17 protein-coding genes are annotated in these 16,784 nt (G+C 47.0%); 8 read left to right on the forward strand and 9 right to left on the reverse strand.

Features of this window, described 5'->3' with window-relative positions; translation table 11 throughout:
* Positions 1 to 35: 35 nt before the first annotated feature.
* Positions 36 to 680 carry an alpha/beta hydrolase gene (locus AAAA73_RS08475; RefSeq protein WP_340597777.1) on the reverse strand — a complete coding sequence of 215 codons (645 nt, stop codon included), beginning with the start codon at positions 678 to 680 and terminating at the stop codon, positions 36 to 38.
* Positions 680 to 2,236, reverse strand: coding sequence for a S41 family peptidase (locus AAAA73_RS08480; RefSeq protein WP_340597778.1), 1,557 nt, complete (start codon positions 2,234 to 2,236; stop codon positions 680 to 682). The genes AAAA73_RS08475 and AAAA73_RS08480 overlap by 1 nt, the downstream gene beginning before the upstream one ends.
* A 190-nt stretch (positions 2,237 to 2,426) precedes the next feature.
* Here AAAA73_RS08480 and rfaD point away from each other — a divergent pair, with 190 nt between their 5' ends.
* From rfaD to AAAA73_RS08495, 3 genes are read left to right on the forward strand one after another with little or no spacing between them, the layout of a single operon-like run.
* Positions 2,427 to 3,395, forward strand: coding sequence for an ADP-glyceromanno-heptose 6-epimerase (rfaD, locus tag AAAA73_RS08485; RefSeq protein ID WP_340597779.1), 969 nt, complete (start codon positions 2,427 to 2,429; stop codon positions 3,393 to 3,395).
* An 11-nt stretch (positions 3,396 to 3,406) separates the two neighbouring features.
* Positions 3,407 to 5,149: an aromatic amino acid hydroxylase gene (locus tag AAAA73_RS08490; protein WP_340597780.1), complete on the forward strand. Its 1,743-nt coding sequence runs from the start codon at positions 3,407 to 3,409 to the stop codon at positions 5,147 to 5,149.
* Complete coding sequence (locus AAAA73_RS08495) at positions 5,150 to 5,935, forward strand: RNA methyltransferase (protein ID WP_340597781.1); 786 nt, start codon at positions 5,150 to 5,152, stop codon at positions 5,933 to 5,935. It begins immediately after the preceding gene.
* A 90-nt stretch (positions 5,936 to 6,025) separates the two neighbouring features.
* Here AAAA73_RS08495 and AAAA73_RS08500 read toward each other — a convergent pair whose 3' ends face one another.
* The 4 genes from AAAA73_RS08500 to AAAA73_RS08510 all read right to left on the reverse strand — a co-directional run bounded on the left by AAAA73_RS08500 (position 6,026) and on the right by AAAA73_RS08510 (position 9,562).
* Entirely contained in the window at positions 6,026 to 6,442 is a 417-nt protein-coding gene (locus tag AAAA73_RS08500; RefSeq protein WP_340597782.1) for a hypothetical protein, read from the reverse strand.
* A gap of 24 nt (positions 6,443 to 6,466) precedes the next feature.
* The gene (locus AAAA73_RS17405) at positions 6,467 to 6,871 is read right to left on the reverse strand and encodes a PspC domain-containing protein (protein ID WP_445292028.1); all 405 of its coding nucleotides are present in this window, start codon (positions 6,869 to 6,871) and stop codon (positions 6,467 to 6,469) included.
* Positions 6,871 to 8,058: a bifunctional diaminohydroxyphosphoribosylaminopyrimidine deaminase/5-amino-6-(5-phosphoribosylamino)uracil reductase RibD gene (ribD, locus tag AAAA73_RS08505; protein WP_340597783.1), complete on the reverse strand. Its 1,188-nt coding sequence runs from the start codon at positions 8,056 to 8,058 to the stop codon at positions 6,871 to 6,873. The genes AAAA73_RS17405 and ribD overlap by 1 nt, the downstream gene beginning before the upstream one ends.
* Before the next feature lie 262 nt (positions 8,059 to 8,320).
* The gene (locus AAAA73_RS08510) at positions 8,321 to 9,562 is read right to left on the reverse strand and encodes a DEAD/DEAH box helicase (RefSeq protein ID WP_340597784.1); all 1,242 of its coding nucleotides are present in this window, start codon (positions 9,560 to 9,562) and stop codon (positions 8,321 to 8,323) included.
* 101 nt (positions 9,563 to 9,663) lie between these two features.
* Between AAAA73_RS08510 and AAAA73_RS08515 the strand changes: the two genes are divergently transcribed.
* From AAAA73_RS08515 to AAAA73_RS08530, 4 genes are all read left to right on the forward strand, one after another.
* Entirely contained in the window at positions 9,664 to 11,652 is a 1,989-nt protein-coding gene (locus AAAA73_RS08515) for a M13 family metallopeptidase (RefSeq protein ID WP_340597785.1), read from the forward strand.
* A gap of 132 nt (positions 11,653 to 11,784) precedes the next feature.
* On the forward strand, positions 11,785 to 12,150 hold the full coding sequence (locus tag AAAA73_RS08520) for a rhodanese-like domain-containing protein (RefSeq protein ID WP_340597786.1): 366 nt from the start codon (positions 11,785 to 11,787) through the stop codon (positions 12,148 to 12,150).
* Positions 12,151 to 12,153: 3 nt separating this feature from the next.
* Positions 12,154 to 13,527 (forward strand): HAD-IG family 5'-nucleotidase, encoded by a 1,374-nt coding sequence (locus tag AAAA73_RS08525; protein ID WP_340597788.1) that lies wholly within the window; start codon positions 12,154 to 12,156, stop codon positions 13,525 to 13,527.
* A 1-nt stretch (position 13,528) separates the two neighbouring features.
* Entirely contained in the window at positions 13,529 to 13,729 is a 201-nt protein-coding gene (locus tag AAAA73_RS08530) for a hypothetical protein (RefSeq protein ID WP_340597789.1), read from the forward strand.
* A 37-nt stretch (positions 13,730 to 13,766) separates the two neighbouring features.
* Here AAAA73_RS08530 and AAAA73_RS08535 read toward each other — a convergent pair whose 3' ends face one another.
* From AAAA73_RS08535 to AAAA73_RS08545, 3 genes are all read right to left on the reverse strand, one after another.
* Positions 13,767 to 14,564, reverse strand: coding sequence for a hypothetical protein (locus AAAA73_RS08535; protein WP_340597790.1), 798 nt, complete (start codon positions 14,562 to 14,564; stop codon positions 13,767 to 13,769).
* Between the two features lie 70 nt (positions 14,565 to 14,634).
* Positions 14,635 to 15,204: a hypothetical protein gene (locus AAAA73_RS08540; RefSeq protein ID WP_340597791.1), complete on the reverse strand. Its 570-nt coding sequence runs from the start codon at positions 15,202 to 15,204 to the stop codon at positions 14,635 to 14,637.
* 10 nt (positions 15,205 to 15,214) lie between these two features.
* On the reverse strand, positions 15,215 to 15,937 hold the full coding sequence (locus AAAA73_RS08545) for a hypothetical protein (protein WP_340597792.1): 723 nt from the start codon (positions 15,935 to 15,937) through the stop codon (positions 15,215 to 15,217).
* 257 nt (positions 15,938 to 16,194) lie between these two features.
* On the opposite strand from AAAA73_RS08545, the gene AAAA73_RS08550 reads away from it, so the two are divergent.
* Positions 16,195 to 16,782 (forward strand): DUF2520 domain-containing protein, encoded by a 588-nt coding sequence (locus tag AAAA73_RS08550; RefSeq protein ID WP_340597793.1) that lies wholly within the window; start codon positions 16,195 to 16,197, stop codon positions 16,780 to 16,782.
* Positions 16,783 to 16,784: the final 2 nt, after the last annotated feature.

A 16,784-nucleotide genomic window follows, 5' to 3' on the forward strand; every position in this document is an offset into this window, starting at 1 on the left:
TATGCACAACGTGGGCTTTTTCTCCGAATTTAGCTTTAATTTTTTGCCAAAGTAGAAAGCTGGTTACGAACCCATTTACGAATCATAGGATACTCTTCCTCTTCCAGCGTATGCTTCTTATCCATTTCGATCCATTCAACCTTCAGTCCCGCCGATTTCAATTTATCCACACCATACTTGGTTTCAGGCAATGGAAGAACATCGTCAGCGTGACCGTGAGTAAACAACCAAGGAGTCTTTAAGGAATCATCCGCAAGATTGTTTTTCCAACGAGGGTAGAAGTTGAAATAACCGCTGATACCAACCACACCACCCAGTTGCTTGGGGTAGTTCAATCCCACATCCGCACTGATCAGGCAACCCTGGGAAAAGCCAAAGAAGAAGATATTTTCGCTCTTCCATCCCTGCTGTTCCAGATCGTTTAACAGACTGAAAAGCTTTTCGCGGATTTTCAAAACACCATTGGCCTGAAATGGGGGTTCGCCATACCAGGTGTAACCTGTCAAAAATTTGCGAGGCGCATTCAATAACAGGTAGTTCATCTCAGGGATGTTCAGTTCATTATCAAATGAGCGGAACGGACGTATGCTGTCGCCGCGCCCGTGCAACACGATCATCAGATAGTCTGATTTCTTTTTTGCCGGAATGAATTTGTGCTTAAAAAGATCGGTTGTAATCATTAATTCACCCCAGCAATGGCTTTAGAACAGAATAAAATTTGACGGGCCTTATTCAGCTGAACATCTTCGTTCGCCATGCCGTCTTCTGTATCCAAGCAATCCTTGCTGGAGATCAAACTTTTCAAGGAACGCACATGGCGTTCAGGGGCCATCAGTGGGTTTACAAACTGATCTTCCTCGCGGTCCATGGAGATATGGTCGAAGTTCACTGCCACATCAGGCTCCAAGCCCTTCATTTGTGGCGAACGACCCGATGGAAGATAGTAGAATCCCTTGGTTTCAAATAATGCGATTTTTTTATTCTGAGTCCAATACTCGCCCTCTTGGAAAGAGCCCTTACCGAAAGTTCTTTCTCCAACCAGAACTGCGCGATTCAAGTCACGCAAAGCACCCGCCACGATTTCCGCAGCACTGGCCGATCCCGCGTTAATCAGGACCGCCACCGGTTTATCAAAAACCTTGGACTCGCCACCGTAATAGATTTCAGATCTTTTTGCCTGATCCAGGTAACGGATATCAAAAATCTTTTTATCAGCGCCAACGAAAAGGCTCGCGATACATGCCGCCTCTTCCATTTGTCCGCCTGGATTGTCGCGCAAATCGAATAGCAAGCCACGAACCTGAGCTTTATTAACGACGTCCAGAGCGACTTTCATTTTGTCGCAGGAACCCTTGGCGAACTTATTTAACCCGATAACTGCGATAGGCTTGATGCCATCAATAACCTGAGTCGTCAGCGTCGCCACGACGACTTCGCTACGCTGAAGTTTTTTACGGATTCTTTCCCCGTTACGGGAAACAAAAATAGTGACTTTGCTGCCTTCATTGCCTTTTAAAAGCTCATTCACACGAGCTTGCAACAATGCTTGCACCGGCTTGCCGTCGATTTTCAAAATGATATCACCGCGCTTCAATCCTGCGCGATCCGCGGCACTGCCCACCAGAACTTTGCGAATAACATAAGCTCCATCAGCACGGCCGACTTGCACACCTGCTGTCGTCAAACGATTGTCAGCACGGGAAACGACTTCTTTAAACATGGCCACTGGCATCAGGTAAGTATGGGGGTCACGGAAAATCGAAATAAATCCATTCAAACCGACACCCACCATCAATGAACTTTGATTTTCGGGAATGTGATTTTCTTTTAGATCCTTCCAGACATTCATGAAGGAGAACTTTGTCGCCACTTCTGTTTGTTCGGTGAAAAACTGCCTCCAGATGGCAATTTGCTTTTTCTCCGTGGAGAAATCCTGGGATAGCCCCTCACTCACCGGATGGATATTTCCAGTGGTTTCAACAGTCAGATTAAAACGATTGGCGATAGAAACCACGGCATTGGCACAGGCCAAAAAGTAACGCTCAGAGCTAGCACAAGTGTCAGGCCCCAGAAGATCTTCCAAAGACTGCGCCTGCAAACCCGTCTCAGCCCAATAGCTATCCACGGATTTAACTGGAGCAACAGCAGGCGACTGGAGACGCGACCAGTACAGACTGCCCCCTAGGACAGCCACGCTCAATGATGCAAATAAGAATCTACGTGTACTCAATAACACCCCATGCCTCCCGACAAGGTCCGCACCAATGTGCTCCACCGAAGGTTCCTCAAAGCAACGTCCATGCCTGCTCAGCTGCAATTGGTTGCATTATAGGGGGCGTTTTTTGAACTAATTGCAGGTTTGGACAGAGCTTCCACAGGGGCTTTTTCTTGTGTATCCCGAAGCGCTGTAATAGGGTGAAAACACTATGATTATTGTAACAGGCGCAAACGGTTTTATTGGCAGCGTGATGGTGTGGCAACTCAATGAAAAAGGGTTCTCTGACATCATCGCCGTGGACACAGTTGATCTTCAAAAACGCAATCTTCTGCGTAAACGTGTTTATTCCAAATTTCTTCACAAAGACGATCTTTGGGCTTTCCTTGAAACACCTGAAGCCAAATCCAAAGTGACTTGGATTGTTCACATGGGCGCTTGTTCCTCCACCACAGAAACCAACAAGGACTTCTTGTGGGAAAACAACACCAACTACACTCAACGTATTTTTGAATGGTGTGCCCAAAACGGCAAAAGTATGATTTACGCTTCAAGTGCTGCCACCTATGGCGCAGGTGAATTGGGTTTTGACGACACCACAGATCCTGAAACTTTGAAGCCGTTGAACCTGTATGGCGAATCCAAAGTTTTGTTTGATCGCTGGGCTTTGAAACAAAAAAAGACTCCACCGCATTGGTACGGTCTTAAATTCTTCAACGTGTTCGGTCCCAACGAATACGAAAAAGAAGGCATGGCAAGCATCGTCTACAAGGCTTACAACCAAATCAAAACCACTGGCACATTGGGATTGTTCAAATCCGCAAATCCAGAATACAAAGATGGCGAATTCATGCGCGACTTTGTTTATGTGAAAGATGTGACCGGCTGGATGGCGGAGCTTATGGAGAAAAAACCGACTAACGGTATTTACAACATGGGCTTCGGCAAACCTCGCACCTGGTTGGATTTGGCGAAAGCGACTTTTACAGCCATGGGCAAAGAGATGAAAATCAACTGGATTGAAATGCCCGAAAATATCCGTGGCCAATATCAGTACTACACTGAAGCGAAAACGGATAAATGGAATCAATCCGGCATGAGTTTGCCAAAATGGCCGCTTGAAAAAGCCGTCGATGATTACGTTAAGAATTACCTCAGCAAAGAAGACCCATTGTTATAAAGGCACATGTTATGGAGACGGACTTTTTACCCCCGCACCTTAGAAAATACGTCGTTGAGCAGAACTATGAAAAGTACACTCCGATAGATCAATCCGTCTGGCGCTATGTTTTGCGCCAGCTGCGATCATTCCTGTCCAAGAACGCCCACGAAAGTTACGTGGAAGGCTTGGGAAAAACCGGAATTTCCGTAGAGCGCATTCCGCGCATCGAAGAGATCAGCAGCAAATTGAAAGAATTTGGCTGGAGAGCCTTGCCCGTGAGTGGTTTCATTCCACCGGCGGCATTCATGGAACTTCAGTCCCTGGGCGTTTTGCCGATTGCTTCCGATATGCGAAGCATCGATCACCTGCTTTACACTCCGGCTCCTGACATCGTTCATGAAGCTGCAGGGCACGCACCGATTTTGATTCAACCCGAATTTGCAGAGTACCTTCGTCAGTATGCACAGATTGCCAAGAAGGCCATTCTGTCCAAAGAAGACCTGGATATGTACGAAGCGATTCGCGAGCTTTCAGATTTAAAAGAAATGCCAGGCGCATCGGCGACGGACATTAAAGCTGCTGAAGCAAAACTGGATAATGTCAGCAAAAACATCTCCCACGTTTCTGAAGCCGCTGAACTAGGGCGCATGAACTGGTGGACTGCAGAGTACGGCTTGATTGGCACCCTTGATAATCCGAAAATTTTCGGTGCAGGACTGCTATCGAGTGTTGGTGAATCCAAGTGGTGCTTAAGTCAAAAAGTCAGAAAACTTCCTCTGACAGTTGAGTGTATCAAACAAAGTTATGACATCACCGAACCTCAACCGCAGTTGTTCGTAACTCCTGATTTTAAAACTTTGGTGAAAGTTCTAAACGACATGGCCGATCAGATGGCCTTCCGTTTGGGTGGATTGGCTGGTTTGAATAAAGCAATTCAGGCGCAATCAGTGAATACCGCTGAACTGTCTTCTGGAATTCAGATTTCCGGACAGATTATCGAGGCGATCACAGACGCCTCCAAGAAAGTGGCTTACCTCCGCCTGCAAGGACCTTCTCAGCTTTCCTTTAAGGACAAGCAGATTCAAGGCCACGACAAGTCCTATCACTTGCACGGCTTTGGAACCCCAGTGGGTTGCTTGAAAGATTACCCACAAAAGGATCCATCCAGTCTGACTCGCAGTGAATGGGCTGATATCGGCGTGGAACTGGGACGCCAAGCGCGCCTGGAGTTTGCTTCAGGTGTGTTGGTAACTGGAACTGTTAAAAATATGACTGTGCTTGAGGGTAAAACCGTCATCCTTTCAATGACTGATGCCAAGGCTGAATACCAAGGCCGTGTGCTATTTGATCCGGCCTGGGGTGTTTATGACATGGCTCTGGGTGCGACCGTCACTTCGGTTTTTGGTGGCGCTGCGGACCGCGAAGCCTACGGCGAAACCGAAGACTTCGTCGCAAAACGGGTTCCAGCTCCAAATTACAAGCCCGAGGAACTAAAACTTCACTCTCAATATGGCCGCTTAAGAGATTTGCGTGAAAAGAATATCCAAGGTGCAGACCTGGAAAAATCTTTGTCCGATCTTTTGGCAAACCATGATAAGGAGTTCCCACAGGATTGGTTGTTGCGTCTGGAAGCTTTGGAAATTTCCAAGGCCCGCTTAAGCAACTCCCCTTTGTTAGCCAAACTTGAGAAGGATCTTCAAGCGCTGGCCGACAAAGACGAAACGACTAAAAATCTTATCCAAGACGGAATTGCTTTATCAGGAAATCTGTAAATGAAACGTCCCTTTGAAGTGCGCATTGTTTTAGTGCGCACGATCTATGAAAGAAATGTCGGTGCCACTTCACGTGCCATGAGCAATATGGGCGTCGACAAGCTGATCATGATTGATCCCAAGTGCGAGCTGACTTACGAAGCTCAGCAAACCGCAGCCACTGGCCAAAACGGCCTGCAAAACCGCACGACCTACAAATCCTGGGATGAGTTCATGGCCAACGAGCCTGAATCCATCAAAATCGCCTTCACTGCCCGTGACGGCAAAGGTCGTCAGGTGCGTGATATCGATGATGTCCTGGCTGATGTTAAAAACAATGCTCCGCAATTCCAGCACGAATCCGATGAAACTTACACCGTCCATTTGATCTTCGGTCCTGAGGACTGGGGCTTGGCTGGTGAGGACCTTGAGTACGCGAATCACTGTGCGTGCCTTCCAACCTTTGGTGAAAACTGGAGTTTGAATCTGGCTCAAGCGACGCTGCTGGGAATGTTTTCCATGCGCAAAGCCTGGGGCGGCAACCGCACCAAACTTGATGGCGGCAAAAAGCGTCGCGCCCCTCAAGGGATTCAGGGCATTGATCCTGAACAGACTTTGAAATCCTTCATCGAGGAAATGGGTTTTGATCTGACCAAGCAACGCAAGATCAACGCCTTCACAGTTCTGCGCCGTATGCTTCTGCAAAACACGCCGACCAAAAAAGAGCTGGTGATTTTGGAAACAGTCCTGCAACAAGCCACTCGCAAAATCCGCGAATGGAAAGAATTTAAAAACCGCGAAAGATAAAAAAAGCCCGCTGATGAAGCGGGCTTTTTAGTTTTTGATTGTCGTTTTCTAAGTTAACACTCTGCTTCCGCAAGTAGGACCTGGCACCTTTTACAGGTCGGCTTCCTCTTCTTGGATTTCGACTTCTTTGTCGCGAACGGCGCGAAGTTGTTCATCCAGTTTTTGCATTGCGAAGGCCAAGCCTTGTCCCATGTCGTTCAGTTCGTGGATACGATTCATGGTTTCTTGTTCTTCCGCTCCGACCAGGCGAAGGCTGTCCAGCTTCACCGAGTTCAGATCGATTTCTTTATTCAATGTCTCAAGCTTCTGATTGATTCTTTTGCGGTCTTGGATCAAGGCCTTGGTGATTTCACGCACCTGGCTCAGACTCAACACATCCAATTTGCCGCTTTCGAAAGCAGATTTGGTTTCTTCAGTGACTTCTTCGTCACCTTGGAAGGCTTCCCAAAACAAAGCCCACTCATTTTTCAAGGAACTTACTAACGACTTATTCCTGTCATCACCCATATATAAAAAATTACTCCTGCGCCCCTAGGGCGACTTTGCCGATTTGTGGGCTTCCGGGATAAGGAAGTAGCAAAGCCCATAAACCAAGATCGCAGCTCCGAAAGTGACGTACATGAAGAGAAGGGCTGTGGTTCTGACCACTCCCACCTCGAGCTCGTATCTCTTGGCTATTCTAGCACACACCCCTAGAACCTTACTATCCAGAGCTTGGTCCAGTCTGTCGACGCGCGGCAGCGCATACCACAGGGTGAAATATAGAAGGACCCCGCACCCAAACCAAAGTACCGCGATCAGCCATATGACACGCAGCATCCAAGTTTCAATCTCAAAAGCCTCTGCGAGTCCTTTGCAAACCCCGCCCAAGGCCCCGTCTGAAGCTCGGGTCCAACGATATTTCTTATTCGGAACTTCGGCCGTCGTTGTGTCCATTATTGAATTCTCCCCGTGATCATAAAGTCATTTCCAAAGGTTTTATAAGTTGGATGCTGTATGAAAATCTTGTTCTTCATTTCATCAATGCGAATTGTTTCCGTCCATGATTTCGAACCGCCGGATCCCATGATTATCGGCGCCTGAAACATATAAATTCGATTCACCAAGCTGCTTTCAACAAAACTGCTGGCAGTCAAAGCTCCACCCTCTACCAATATGGATCTGAAACCCGTTTTGTAAAGCTGCGCCAACAAGTCTTCCAAATCCAGATTCCCGCCTACTTTGGTTTTTACAAAAACCAACTGCGGCGCTTTGGCAAGTTTGGAAACTTTCTTCTGCACTTCTTCTTTCAGATCTTCAGCAACACACCAGAAAACGTTCTGAGTGTCGTGCACTTCTGAAAGTTTCAGCTCCGTGTACTTGCCGATCAGTTCGCCTTCGCCGTCGATGACCACCACTTTGTTTTTCTTTTCAATTTGGGGATGACGAATGTTGAGTGAAGGATTGTCGAACTCGATCGTGCCCTTGCCGACAAGTAAACCGTCATAACAAGCTCGTAAATAGTGAACGTACTCGCGGGATTCAGAACCGGTGATCCACTGGCTCTCACCCGATTTCAAGGCCACCTGCCCATCCAGGGAGCTGGCCATTTTCAAAGCCACGAAAACTTTTTTCTGACGGAAATTCCAAAGAAACGCCTCACAAACCTCTTCAAGCTTGATGCGCATTTCCTGATCGTATTTCAAACTTTCTGCTTGATAGAGATCCGCTTCGATTCCCGCCTGGCGCAGAATTTCAGCCCCTTGACCTGCAACCAATGGATTGGGGTCGATCAGTCCAAACGTCACGCGCTTGATAGGAAGTTTCGCGAGCATTTTTGCGCAGGAAGGAGTTTTGCCTTCGTGAGCACACGGCTCCAAAGTCACGATAACGTGGGCACCTTTTAGATCATCCGCAGAAAGATTTTTAACAGCATTCACTTCAGCGTGAGGGCCACCGTAAAACTCGTGGTGACCCGCAGAAACAAATCCACCATTTGCATCCAACACAACACATCCAACTAATGGATTAGGACTGACGCGGGGGCCACCTTTGTAGGCTTCGTTAATGGCCAATGCCATTGCTGCATCCAATGTCATTGGAGTACCCCGGACGGGAATGTTAAGGCTGCTAATCTGTTCCATGGAGCTGTCTCCCTCGTAAATTGCGGCTCTAGCTTATTCTCAAAGTGAGACGAATTCAACGGTCTGGTTTTACCAACTTTTAACAAATAAACTCGAAAGAATTTATAAATATTAACCGATTATTACTTAGATTTAGGGGTTGAAACGTTATGTCTGGTAAATCTAGGAAAAAAGATCCCACTTGGTACTATTTCTTAATGGCCTTTAACGCCTTGGCGATCCTTTTTGGCATCGGTCTGCTTCGTGACCTGATGTGGATCTTTTAAGTTTCCAATTTCTTATAAAACTCCAGAACCTTCGGATCCACAATAATCGATTTCGGATTCCACCCAATCAAATGCAAACCCTTCGCAGACTTCAATCTTGATAACGCCACATAGGCGTGTCCCGGCTCCCATAGACGACTTAAGTTGCACCATAAATCATCCAGCGTTGCGCCCTGGCTTTTATGAATTGTCGTGGCATAAGCCAAGGTCAGGGGAAACTGAATCACCTGCGCCATCACATTGCCTTCCGCATCCTGCAAAGCGAACGAGACCTTATCGACACTGACCTCGCGGCCGCCGTCCTTTTTCACGGTGATTTCGTCAGCTGCGATATCCGTCACCACACCACGAGTGCCATTCACCCAGCGTTTTTGCGGATCGTTCTGCAAGAACATCACGCGACAGCCCAGTTTAAGCGTTAGCTTCACCGGCACGGGTGCTGACTTCATCAAAATCTCCACGTGCTTTTCTGAACCAAAGTAAATGGAATCGACAGTGACTTCCGCTTCGCTCAGCTCGTTCAACTTCTTTTGATTGAAATCCTCGGCATCAGCTTTACGGGGGAACAGTCTTGTGCCTGGATCATCCTCATCATGGTCGCGCAAATGTTCATTTAAGAAATCCTGTACGCGTTCAGTGACCAAACCATGGCGAACATCACTTAGCACATCCAAAAATAAATTATCTGATACACGCTGATTGTGGGAAAGCATCACAGATTGAAAACCCGTTTGCTGCCACACCGGATTCAAAAAGCACCAGTCGCGCGGACCACTTTGTGTGACTGGTGGAAGCTGAGCAAAATCACCCACGGCGATAATACGCATTCCTCCCCAGGGCAAAGAGGATTCACGCGCCTTTTGCGACAAGGCTTCGGCAATCATCAAGGCTTGACCAGGTATCATGGAGATTTCATCAATGATCACGCCTTCAACTTTGCGAAGACGTGCCATCAGCTTGTTGTCTTTGGAAGCGCGCTGATAAGTTGCATCCGCTCCACCTTCCATAATTCCCAAACCAAAGAAACTATGAAAAGTACGGCCACCCAACAATACGGCTGCGGCACCGGTACTGGCCAAGATCGGCATGGCCTTCGGGTCCAGTTCGCGCATGAACTGACGAATCAGGAAACTTTTTCCGCTGCCCGCCCCACCCGTCAAAAAAACATTCTCCCCTGAGCGTAAAAGCTCCAGGGCATCTGCTTGTTCAGGTGAAAGTTCCACAGTGGTTTTTGTCATAAAGAGGAATCATGCCCCTTGGTAGGGCCAATAGCAAGATTGTGTTGCCTTTCAAAGCAAAGGGTCATGAAATATTTGAGCATTTATTTGAAAGGAATCATATGAATCGCTCAGTTCTGTTTTTGATGGCAGCGAGTCTAACGGCTCAAGTTTCATTCGCAGCTAAACCGTCCTCCGATATTCCGGATAAACGTGAATTCCCCCTTAGTAAAACCGTGAATGCCTGCGAAAACTTTGAGGCTTATGTTTGTGACAACGTAAATGCTTCCTTCAAACTTCGTCCGGATCGCAGTTCGCACACTTTCTCTTTTAACGATTCAGCGGAAAGACTTCTGAATATCAAAAAGAAATACATGGCGGATTTGCCAACCGCAAAAAATCTGAACGAACGCACCGAACAGCTTCGTGATTTCTATATGTCCTGCATGGATAAGAAAGCGCGCACGAATTCTGAAAAATCCATGGCAAAGCGCGAAGTCAAAGCCATGCAGGATATCGATTCTGTTGATGGCCTGGTCACTTACTTGAATCAAGAACAGACCAAAGGTATGTCAGCCAGCCTGGCCCGTATGTGGTCACGCAACGATCCCGATGATTCCAGCAAATTCAACATCGCGATGTTCGGTAACCTTATGGGACTTCCTGATCAAAAATACTACGATCAACCGGAAGTGGTGGCAGACTATCAAAAGCTATTGACGGCATTCTTCAAAAATATTGATCCCAAAGGTAAAGACGGCAAACCAGAGGCCCGCGCCAAAGCACTTGTCGAGCTGGAAAAAGACTTCGCAAAAATTTTTCCAACACCAGCGGCTCGTCGTCAGCGCATTAGCGAAAGACATCTCAGCACACAAGATGAAGCAGTTAAAAAATATCCAAACCTGAAGCTGGAAATGCTTTTCAAAAAAGCACCCAAGACAGCTTTGGTCTTTAATCCGTTCTACGAAGGCTCGGATTTTATGAATGCGGAACTTCCGAAACGCCCGTTGTCAGTCTGGAAAGACTTGGCACTGAAACAGAACGTTTATCCAATCATGGATGATGCTTATCCGAAATTCTATGAACAAAGATTTGCCTTTAATAAAAAGCACTTTGGCGGCCCGGAAAAACGCGCCGAGCGCCAGGAACGCTGCACCGAAGAAGTGATGAGCAACTTCGACAAGGAACTGGATGCCGCCTTGATTGACCAGGTCTTCCCGAACTTTGACGAAGCCAAGGTTCAGGCATTGGCTGACAAGATTCGCGCCAGCATTCTTGAAGGCCTTGATGACAACAAATGGTTGTCCAGCAGCGCCCGCAAGGAAGCAATCAAAAAGATCAAAACAGCACGTCTGCAACTGGTGAAACCTCACAATGACAAAGAGTGGGATTTCCTGCCGATTCGCCACTACACCAAAACCGATATGATGGTGAATGAACGTCTTCTGGGTGAATCACAATATTCAAAAATGCTGCATGAAATGAAAGAGCCCGCAAACCGCGACGCGTGGGATATGGGTCCGTTGACGGTCAACGCTTACTACAGCCCACCGGATAATAAGTTTGTGTTGCCGATCGGGATTCTGCAGTACCCATTCTATGACAAAGACGGAAGCCAAATTGAAAATCTAGGTGCCGTGGGCGCCGTCATCGGTCACGAACTGGGTCACGGGATTGATGATCAGGGTTCCAAATACGATGACAAAGGTGCTTTGAAACCTTGGATGAGCGAAAAAGATCTGACCTCCTTCGAGCAAAGAAATTCCCGTCTGGTAGATCAGTTCAACAAAATCGGACACGACGGAAAGCTGACTCTAGGGGAAAACACGGCAGACCTTGTGGGCCTGACATTTGCCTACAACGCTGCATTCCCGGATGGCAAAGGCAGCATCGAGGACAAACAGCAGTTCTTCGTCGGATACGGTCGCCTGTGGTGCACAGTTATTCGCCCTGACTACGCTAAACTTTTGCTTAAAACGGATCCCCACTCTGCGGGAATTGCCCGTATTAACGAGCAGGTAAAACAACAGCCGGGCTTTGCAGAAGCCTTCCAATGCAAAGCAGGCGATAAAATGACCCTACCTGAGTCCGAACGAGTTAAAATCTGGTAGCCTCATAGGCCCGAAATGCTACGCCCCTTGTCGAGGAAAATCCCAATTTTCCTCATATGTCAGGGGGCATCACTTGAAGGTCCCTCCTCTGACTGGTACTATAACAGTCTTGGCTCCAGGAGGGCTTTTACCATGACAGTGAAAATATACGATTTCACCTCAAAAACCAGCAACCCCAACTTTGACGATGTTCACGACATTGCTCCCACTGAACTTCATCAAAACTTGTCGACAGTAAAAATGATCGACGTTCGTCAACCTGACGAATACACGGGCGAGCTTGGCCACGTTCCGGGATCAGAGTTATTGGTGCTTGATACTCTGCCGGATCATTTGGAAAACCTTCCGAAAGACCAAACTATAGTTTTCATCTGTCGCAGCGGAGCCCGTTCGGCTCGCGCCACTGCTTTTGCAAAGATGAATGGATTCACACACGTTTTTAATATGCTGGGCGGAATGATTCATTGGAATGAATTACAACTGCCTGTTGAAAGATAAGATATGCCAGGAAAAGTATTTGTTAACAGAACTTTGAATCTTAAAAAGATTCGCTATATCGGTGTTGATATGGACCACACGTTGGTTCGCTATAACTCCGAAAACTTCGAAAGACTTTCTCACACCACAATGATCGACAAATTGGTCAAACGTGGTTACCCGGAAACTTTGCGCAAGCTGACGTTTGATTATAACTTCGCGATCCGCGGACTTGTGATCGACCGTAAGATGGGTAATCTTTTGAAGTTGAACCGCTACACGGCGATCCGTGCAAGCTACCATGGTTTGAAACCGCTGGATTTCAAAACTCATCAAAAACTTTATAAATCGACTTACATCGATCTATCCAACACGGACTACTTGGCCGTGGATACGTCGTTCTCCATTTCGTTGGCGAACCTGATTGGTCAGATCGTAGAGCTTAAAGACACAGACACTGCGAACAAGTACCCAGAGTACGTTCAGATTGCTGACGACGTTTTGGATGCTTTGGATGAAGCTCACCGTGACGGCTCTTTGAAAGATGAAGTTAAAAAGAACCTGGATCACTACATCATCAAAGATCCAGGATTGGTTGCGGGCCTTGAAAAGTTCCGTCGCCACGGTAAAAAGATCTTCGTTTTGACGAACTCTGACTACCACTACACGAAATTGCTTTTGGACTATGCGGTTCAGCCGTTCCTTAAGGAATATAAATCGTGGGCAGACCTTTTTGAGTTCGTGATCACTTTCGCCTCCAAGCCAAAGTACTTCTACGAAAATCAAAAATACCTACGCGTAAATCCTGCTGACGGTTCCATGACCAATATGGAAGGCAAACTGACTCCGGGCATTTACCAGGGCGGTAATGCCAAGAAGTTCACGGCAGACCTTGATTTGAATGGTGATGATATTCTTTATATCGGTGACCATATCTACGGCGACATCCTTCGTTTGAAAAAGGACTGTAACTGGAGAACCGCAATGGTAATCGAGGAACTGGACACTGAGGTTGATAACAACAAGAAAGCGGAACCAATCAACACAGAGATCGAAACTCTGATGAAGAAGAAAGAACCGCTGGAAGACGAGCTGACGGAAATCATGACCCGCAAAATTGAAAAAGCGGCAGACTTGAACGAGTCACAAATCGAAACTCTGCAAAAAAGTATTTCAGAGATCGACGCTCAAATCAGCTCCCACATCAAGAAGCAACAGGCGCTTTACAACGCAAACTGGGGTCAATTGATGAGAGCCGGCAACGAGGAAAGCTACTTTGCTTACCAGTTGGATCGCTATGCTTGTGTGTATATGGAAAAATTGGCGGATTTGTTGGACTTGTCACCAAGAACATACTTCCGTGCTCCACGCAGACCTTTAGCCCATGAGATTTACTAATATGAATAAGACAAATGCACTTTGGATTTTAGGATTGGTGATCGTAGCCGCTGTGGCTTTTAACCTTGGCAAACGCTCTGTTCATTGCGAGACGAAGTCTCCGATGGACGCTGCGGCTTGTGGCAATCCGGCTCCACCGGCGTTCCCAGGCAACCTGCCGCCTCCACCGCCACCATCTGAACCAAACAGTTCACATCAGTAAAAACAAAAAACCGGGTTTTAGGACCCGGTTTTTTTATTTAATCGATAATCGTCAGTTCTTTAAGTTTGATTTTGATATCTGCCAGCTTGGAGTTTCGGCCCGATTGCATCAGATAGTCCACTGAGGCTTTGATGTTCTTAACGTCGTCCTCAGTCAGCATTTTCTTACGCTTGGTTTCCATTGTATCTGCGCCGATTGCCACACACTCCGGAAGATTTGCCATTTCTGGATTTTTGCACAAGTTCTTTGGCAGAGGTTTTCTTTTTGGATTTGTCAGAGCCAAAACTTCCGAACCCTCCAGATCCTCCACGGCCTCAGTCGCGTCTTCGCTGTCGGATTCATAACCTTTCAGCAGGCCTTTGGTTTCCAGGCGTAAGGTCGTCATCATCATCGTTAAAAGAATCTTGGCGCGATCTTCAGTCAAATAGGATTCATAAGTGGTTTTATCAATCCACAATTTGGATGGAGCAATCCACGCGATATCCGTCTTGTCTGAACGCAAAGTGAAGTAGAACTCAACCGGTACAGGCCTTTTATAGAGAGACATGGTTTTCCAGGTACGAGTCTTAATCAGACTGGTCAGGCCCAAGCCATTTTTTTCCTGTTGAGTGATATTGGCAACGATAGGATCAACATAGATGCGATAGGCATCGTCATCACGGAAATCAAACACTTTGGTTTGAATAGAAGCCTCTTTAAGGGCATTTTGGGCATTTTTATGGCTTCGGCCGTCAGCTACCCGAACGGCAGATGACTTTTGATCAGAATCTATACACCCAGCCACAAATTGTAAGCAAAACAGGGCACCAATAACGGGCAGAACCATTCTCTTCATTTTAAGCTCCCAAGTTTTTATTCCACCCAGGAGCTTACAAACTTTATGCCGCCCTAATTATACCCAGGGATTACGGCAATGGTACCGGCTCAGGCTGGCTGCCTTCGTTAAATAGCGGATAAAGGACGTTCACGGTCATGTTCTTTTGAGTAACCACGCACTCCTGGGAAATGATTCTGTAGCGCTCGATCGGGAAGCGGTAGCCACGCTCAACCCAGCCCCAACCTGTCCAGTCGATATAGCGACGGTAGCCAGTACCGATTCTTTCGCGCACTTCGCGAGTTTCAAAGTGGTAGGTCAACAATGGGAAGCGGATTTTAACCACGCCGTTGGCTTCCATTTTCATTTCGGCTTTTTCGTCAAATACGCAGCCATAAAGTCCGTCCACGCTGCGCACGCGGCCCTTTACAGTTTCGCCGACTTTCACTTCACGGCCTTTTGGCATTTTAAAATCAAAGAACCAGTTCACTGCCGCACCATTGGCATAGAAGCTTGTCGTGTTCATGGTGACGGAACCATCGAACTCGATCAAGTCCGCCTCCGCAGTACGACTTTTATTTTCATAAGTGCCTTCAAAAATATTTGCGCTGGATACAGCGGGCACGACCATCATCGCCATCAAAGCAAAAAACTTCTTCACGAAAACTCCCCTAGTTTCGGTTGAATAAAATCAAATAATCTTTAGGACCTGTTTGCTCCAACAAAGTTGCAAACTTATTTGGTTCCAATTTTTTATGATAAGTTCTGCGGGCGGTGTTTCGGACCATACAGCCAAAAGCACTTGTGCCTGCGGGATCCACAGCTCCCCCGTCGAAGCATTTTGGTTCAAAATGCTGTTCTTGTTCGCGCGTCACCGGATAGGTGCTGACGCTGAGGCTGGTCACATCCAGCTGATATTCGTTCTTTAATTTCCAAACTGGATTCGCTTCCAGCAACTGAGATGAATAAATATTCGGAACGATCACTGCAACACGCAGGCCTTCGGATTGCGCTTTCTTTATGCCCTCCACCAGACGAGGCATCTCATCTTTGATGGGAATATAAACAGCCTCACGGAACAATTCCACGTAGGGCAACATCGGTTCAACGATGACCAGGTCATACTTGGAACCCGCTTCCTGACTCTTTTCAATGAACCCCTTAACAAGTTCCATTTCTTCAATTTTATTTGGAGTCACACCCAATACGATGACGGGAGCAGCCTTAAGCTGAGCCTGCAGGTTTTCAAAAACCAAAGCCCCCATGTCCTCAGGTTGAGAAACGTGAGTAAATCCGATTTTAGTCTCTGTTTCAGGACCCACATTCAACTTAGACATGGCGAAGATACCAAGTGCAATAAGGGCGACTGCGACGATCCAATAAAGATGCTTCATAGGACTATCGGCGTACCACCCCTGACCCATCATGGCAAGGCTCGTTGTATTCTGTTAGAATTGTGCTAAGTTGCGATCATTACAGAGGACCCGATCCTAATAAGACAGGTACCTACAAAATTATGGCCAATACTACGAATTCTTCGATTAATTTCCTTTTAATTGGCTCTGGCCGAGTTGCCCGCCATTTAGCCCACTATTTTCATCTGTCAAATATCAGCTTTCAAACTTGGGATCGTTCACAAGACCCTCATGCATTGCGCGTTAAAGTCGCTGCGGCAACCCATGTTTTACTGGCGATCAGCGATAGCGCATTGCAGGGATTTTACCGGCAACACTTGCTGGGACATGATGACAAAGTCGTCGTGCATTTTTCAGGAGCCCATACTTTCGAAGGTATGATTGCCGCTCATCCGCTGATGACCTTTGGACAGGAACTTTACACCCTTGAGTTTTACCGCAAAATTCACTTCACACTGACTGGTGCCAGCAGCTTGGACGAAGCCATGCCGGGTCTCACAAACACTTACTCCTGGCTCCCTTCGGCACAAAAAGCGCTTTATCATACATACTGTGTGATGGGCGGAAACTTTGTGACTCTGTTGATTGCCAGAATGCTTTCCGGTTTCGCAACCATGAAAATCCCGCCAGAAGCGGCTCACCTGTACGTGCAAAAAGTTGTGGAAAATACTTTTGCAAATCCTGATGCTGCTTTGACAGGCCCTCTGGTTCGCAAGGACGTGGAAACTGTGAAGGCCAATCTTAAAGCACTTGAAAATGATCCGGCTTTGAAAATTTACGAAGCCTTTCTTGAAACTTACTGGCCCGAATACCCGCAAAAGTGAGG

The sequence above is a fragment of the Bdellovibrio sp. GT3 genome, assembly GCF_037996765.1.
GTDB lineage: Bacteria > Bdellovibrionota > Bdellovibrionia > Bdellovibrionales > Bdellovibrionaceae > Bdellovibrio.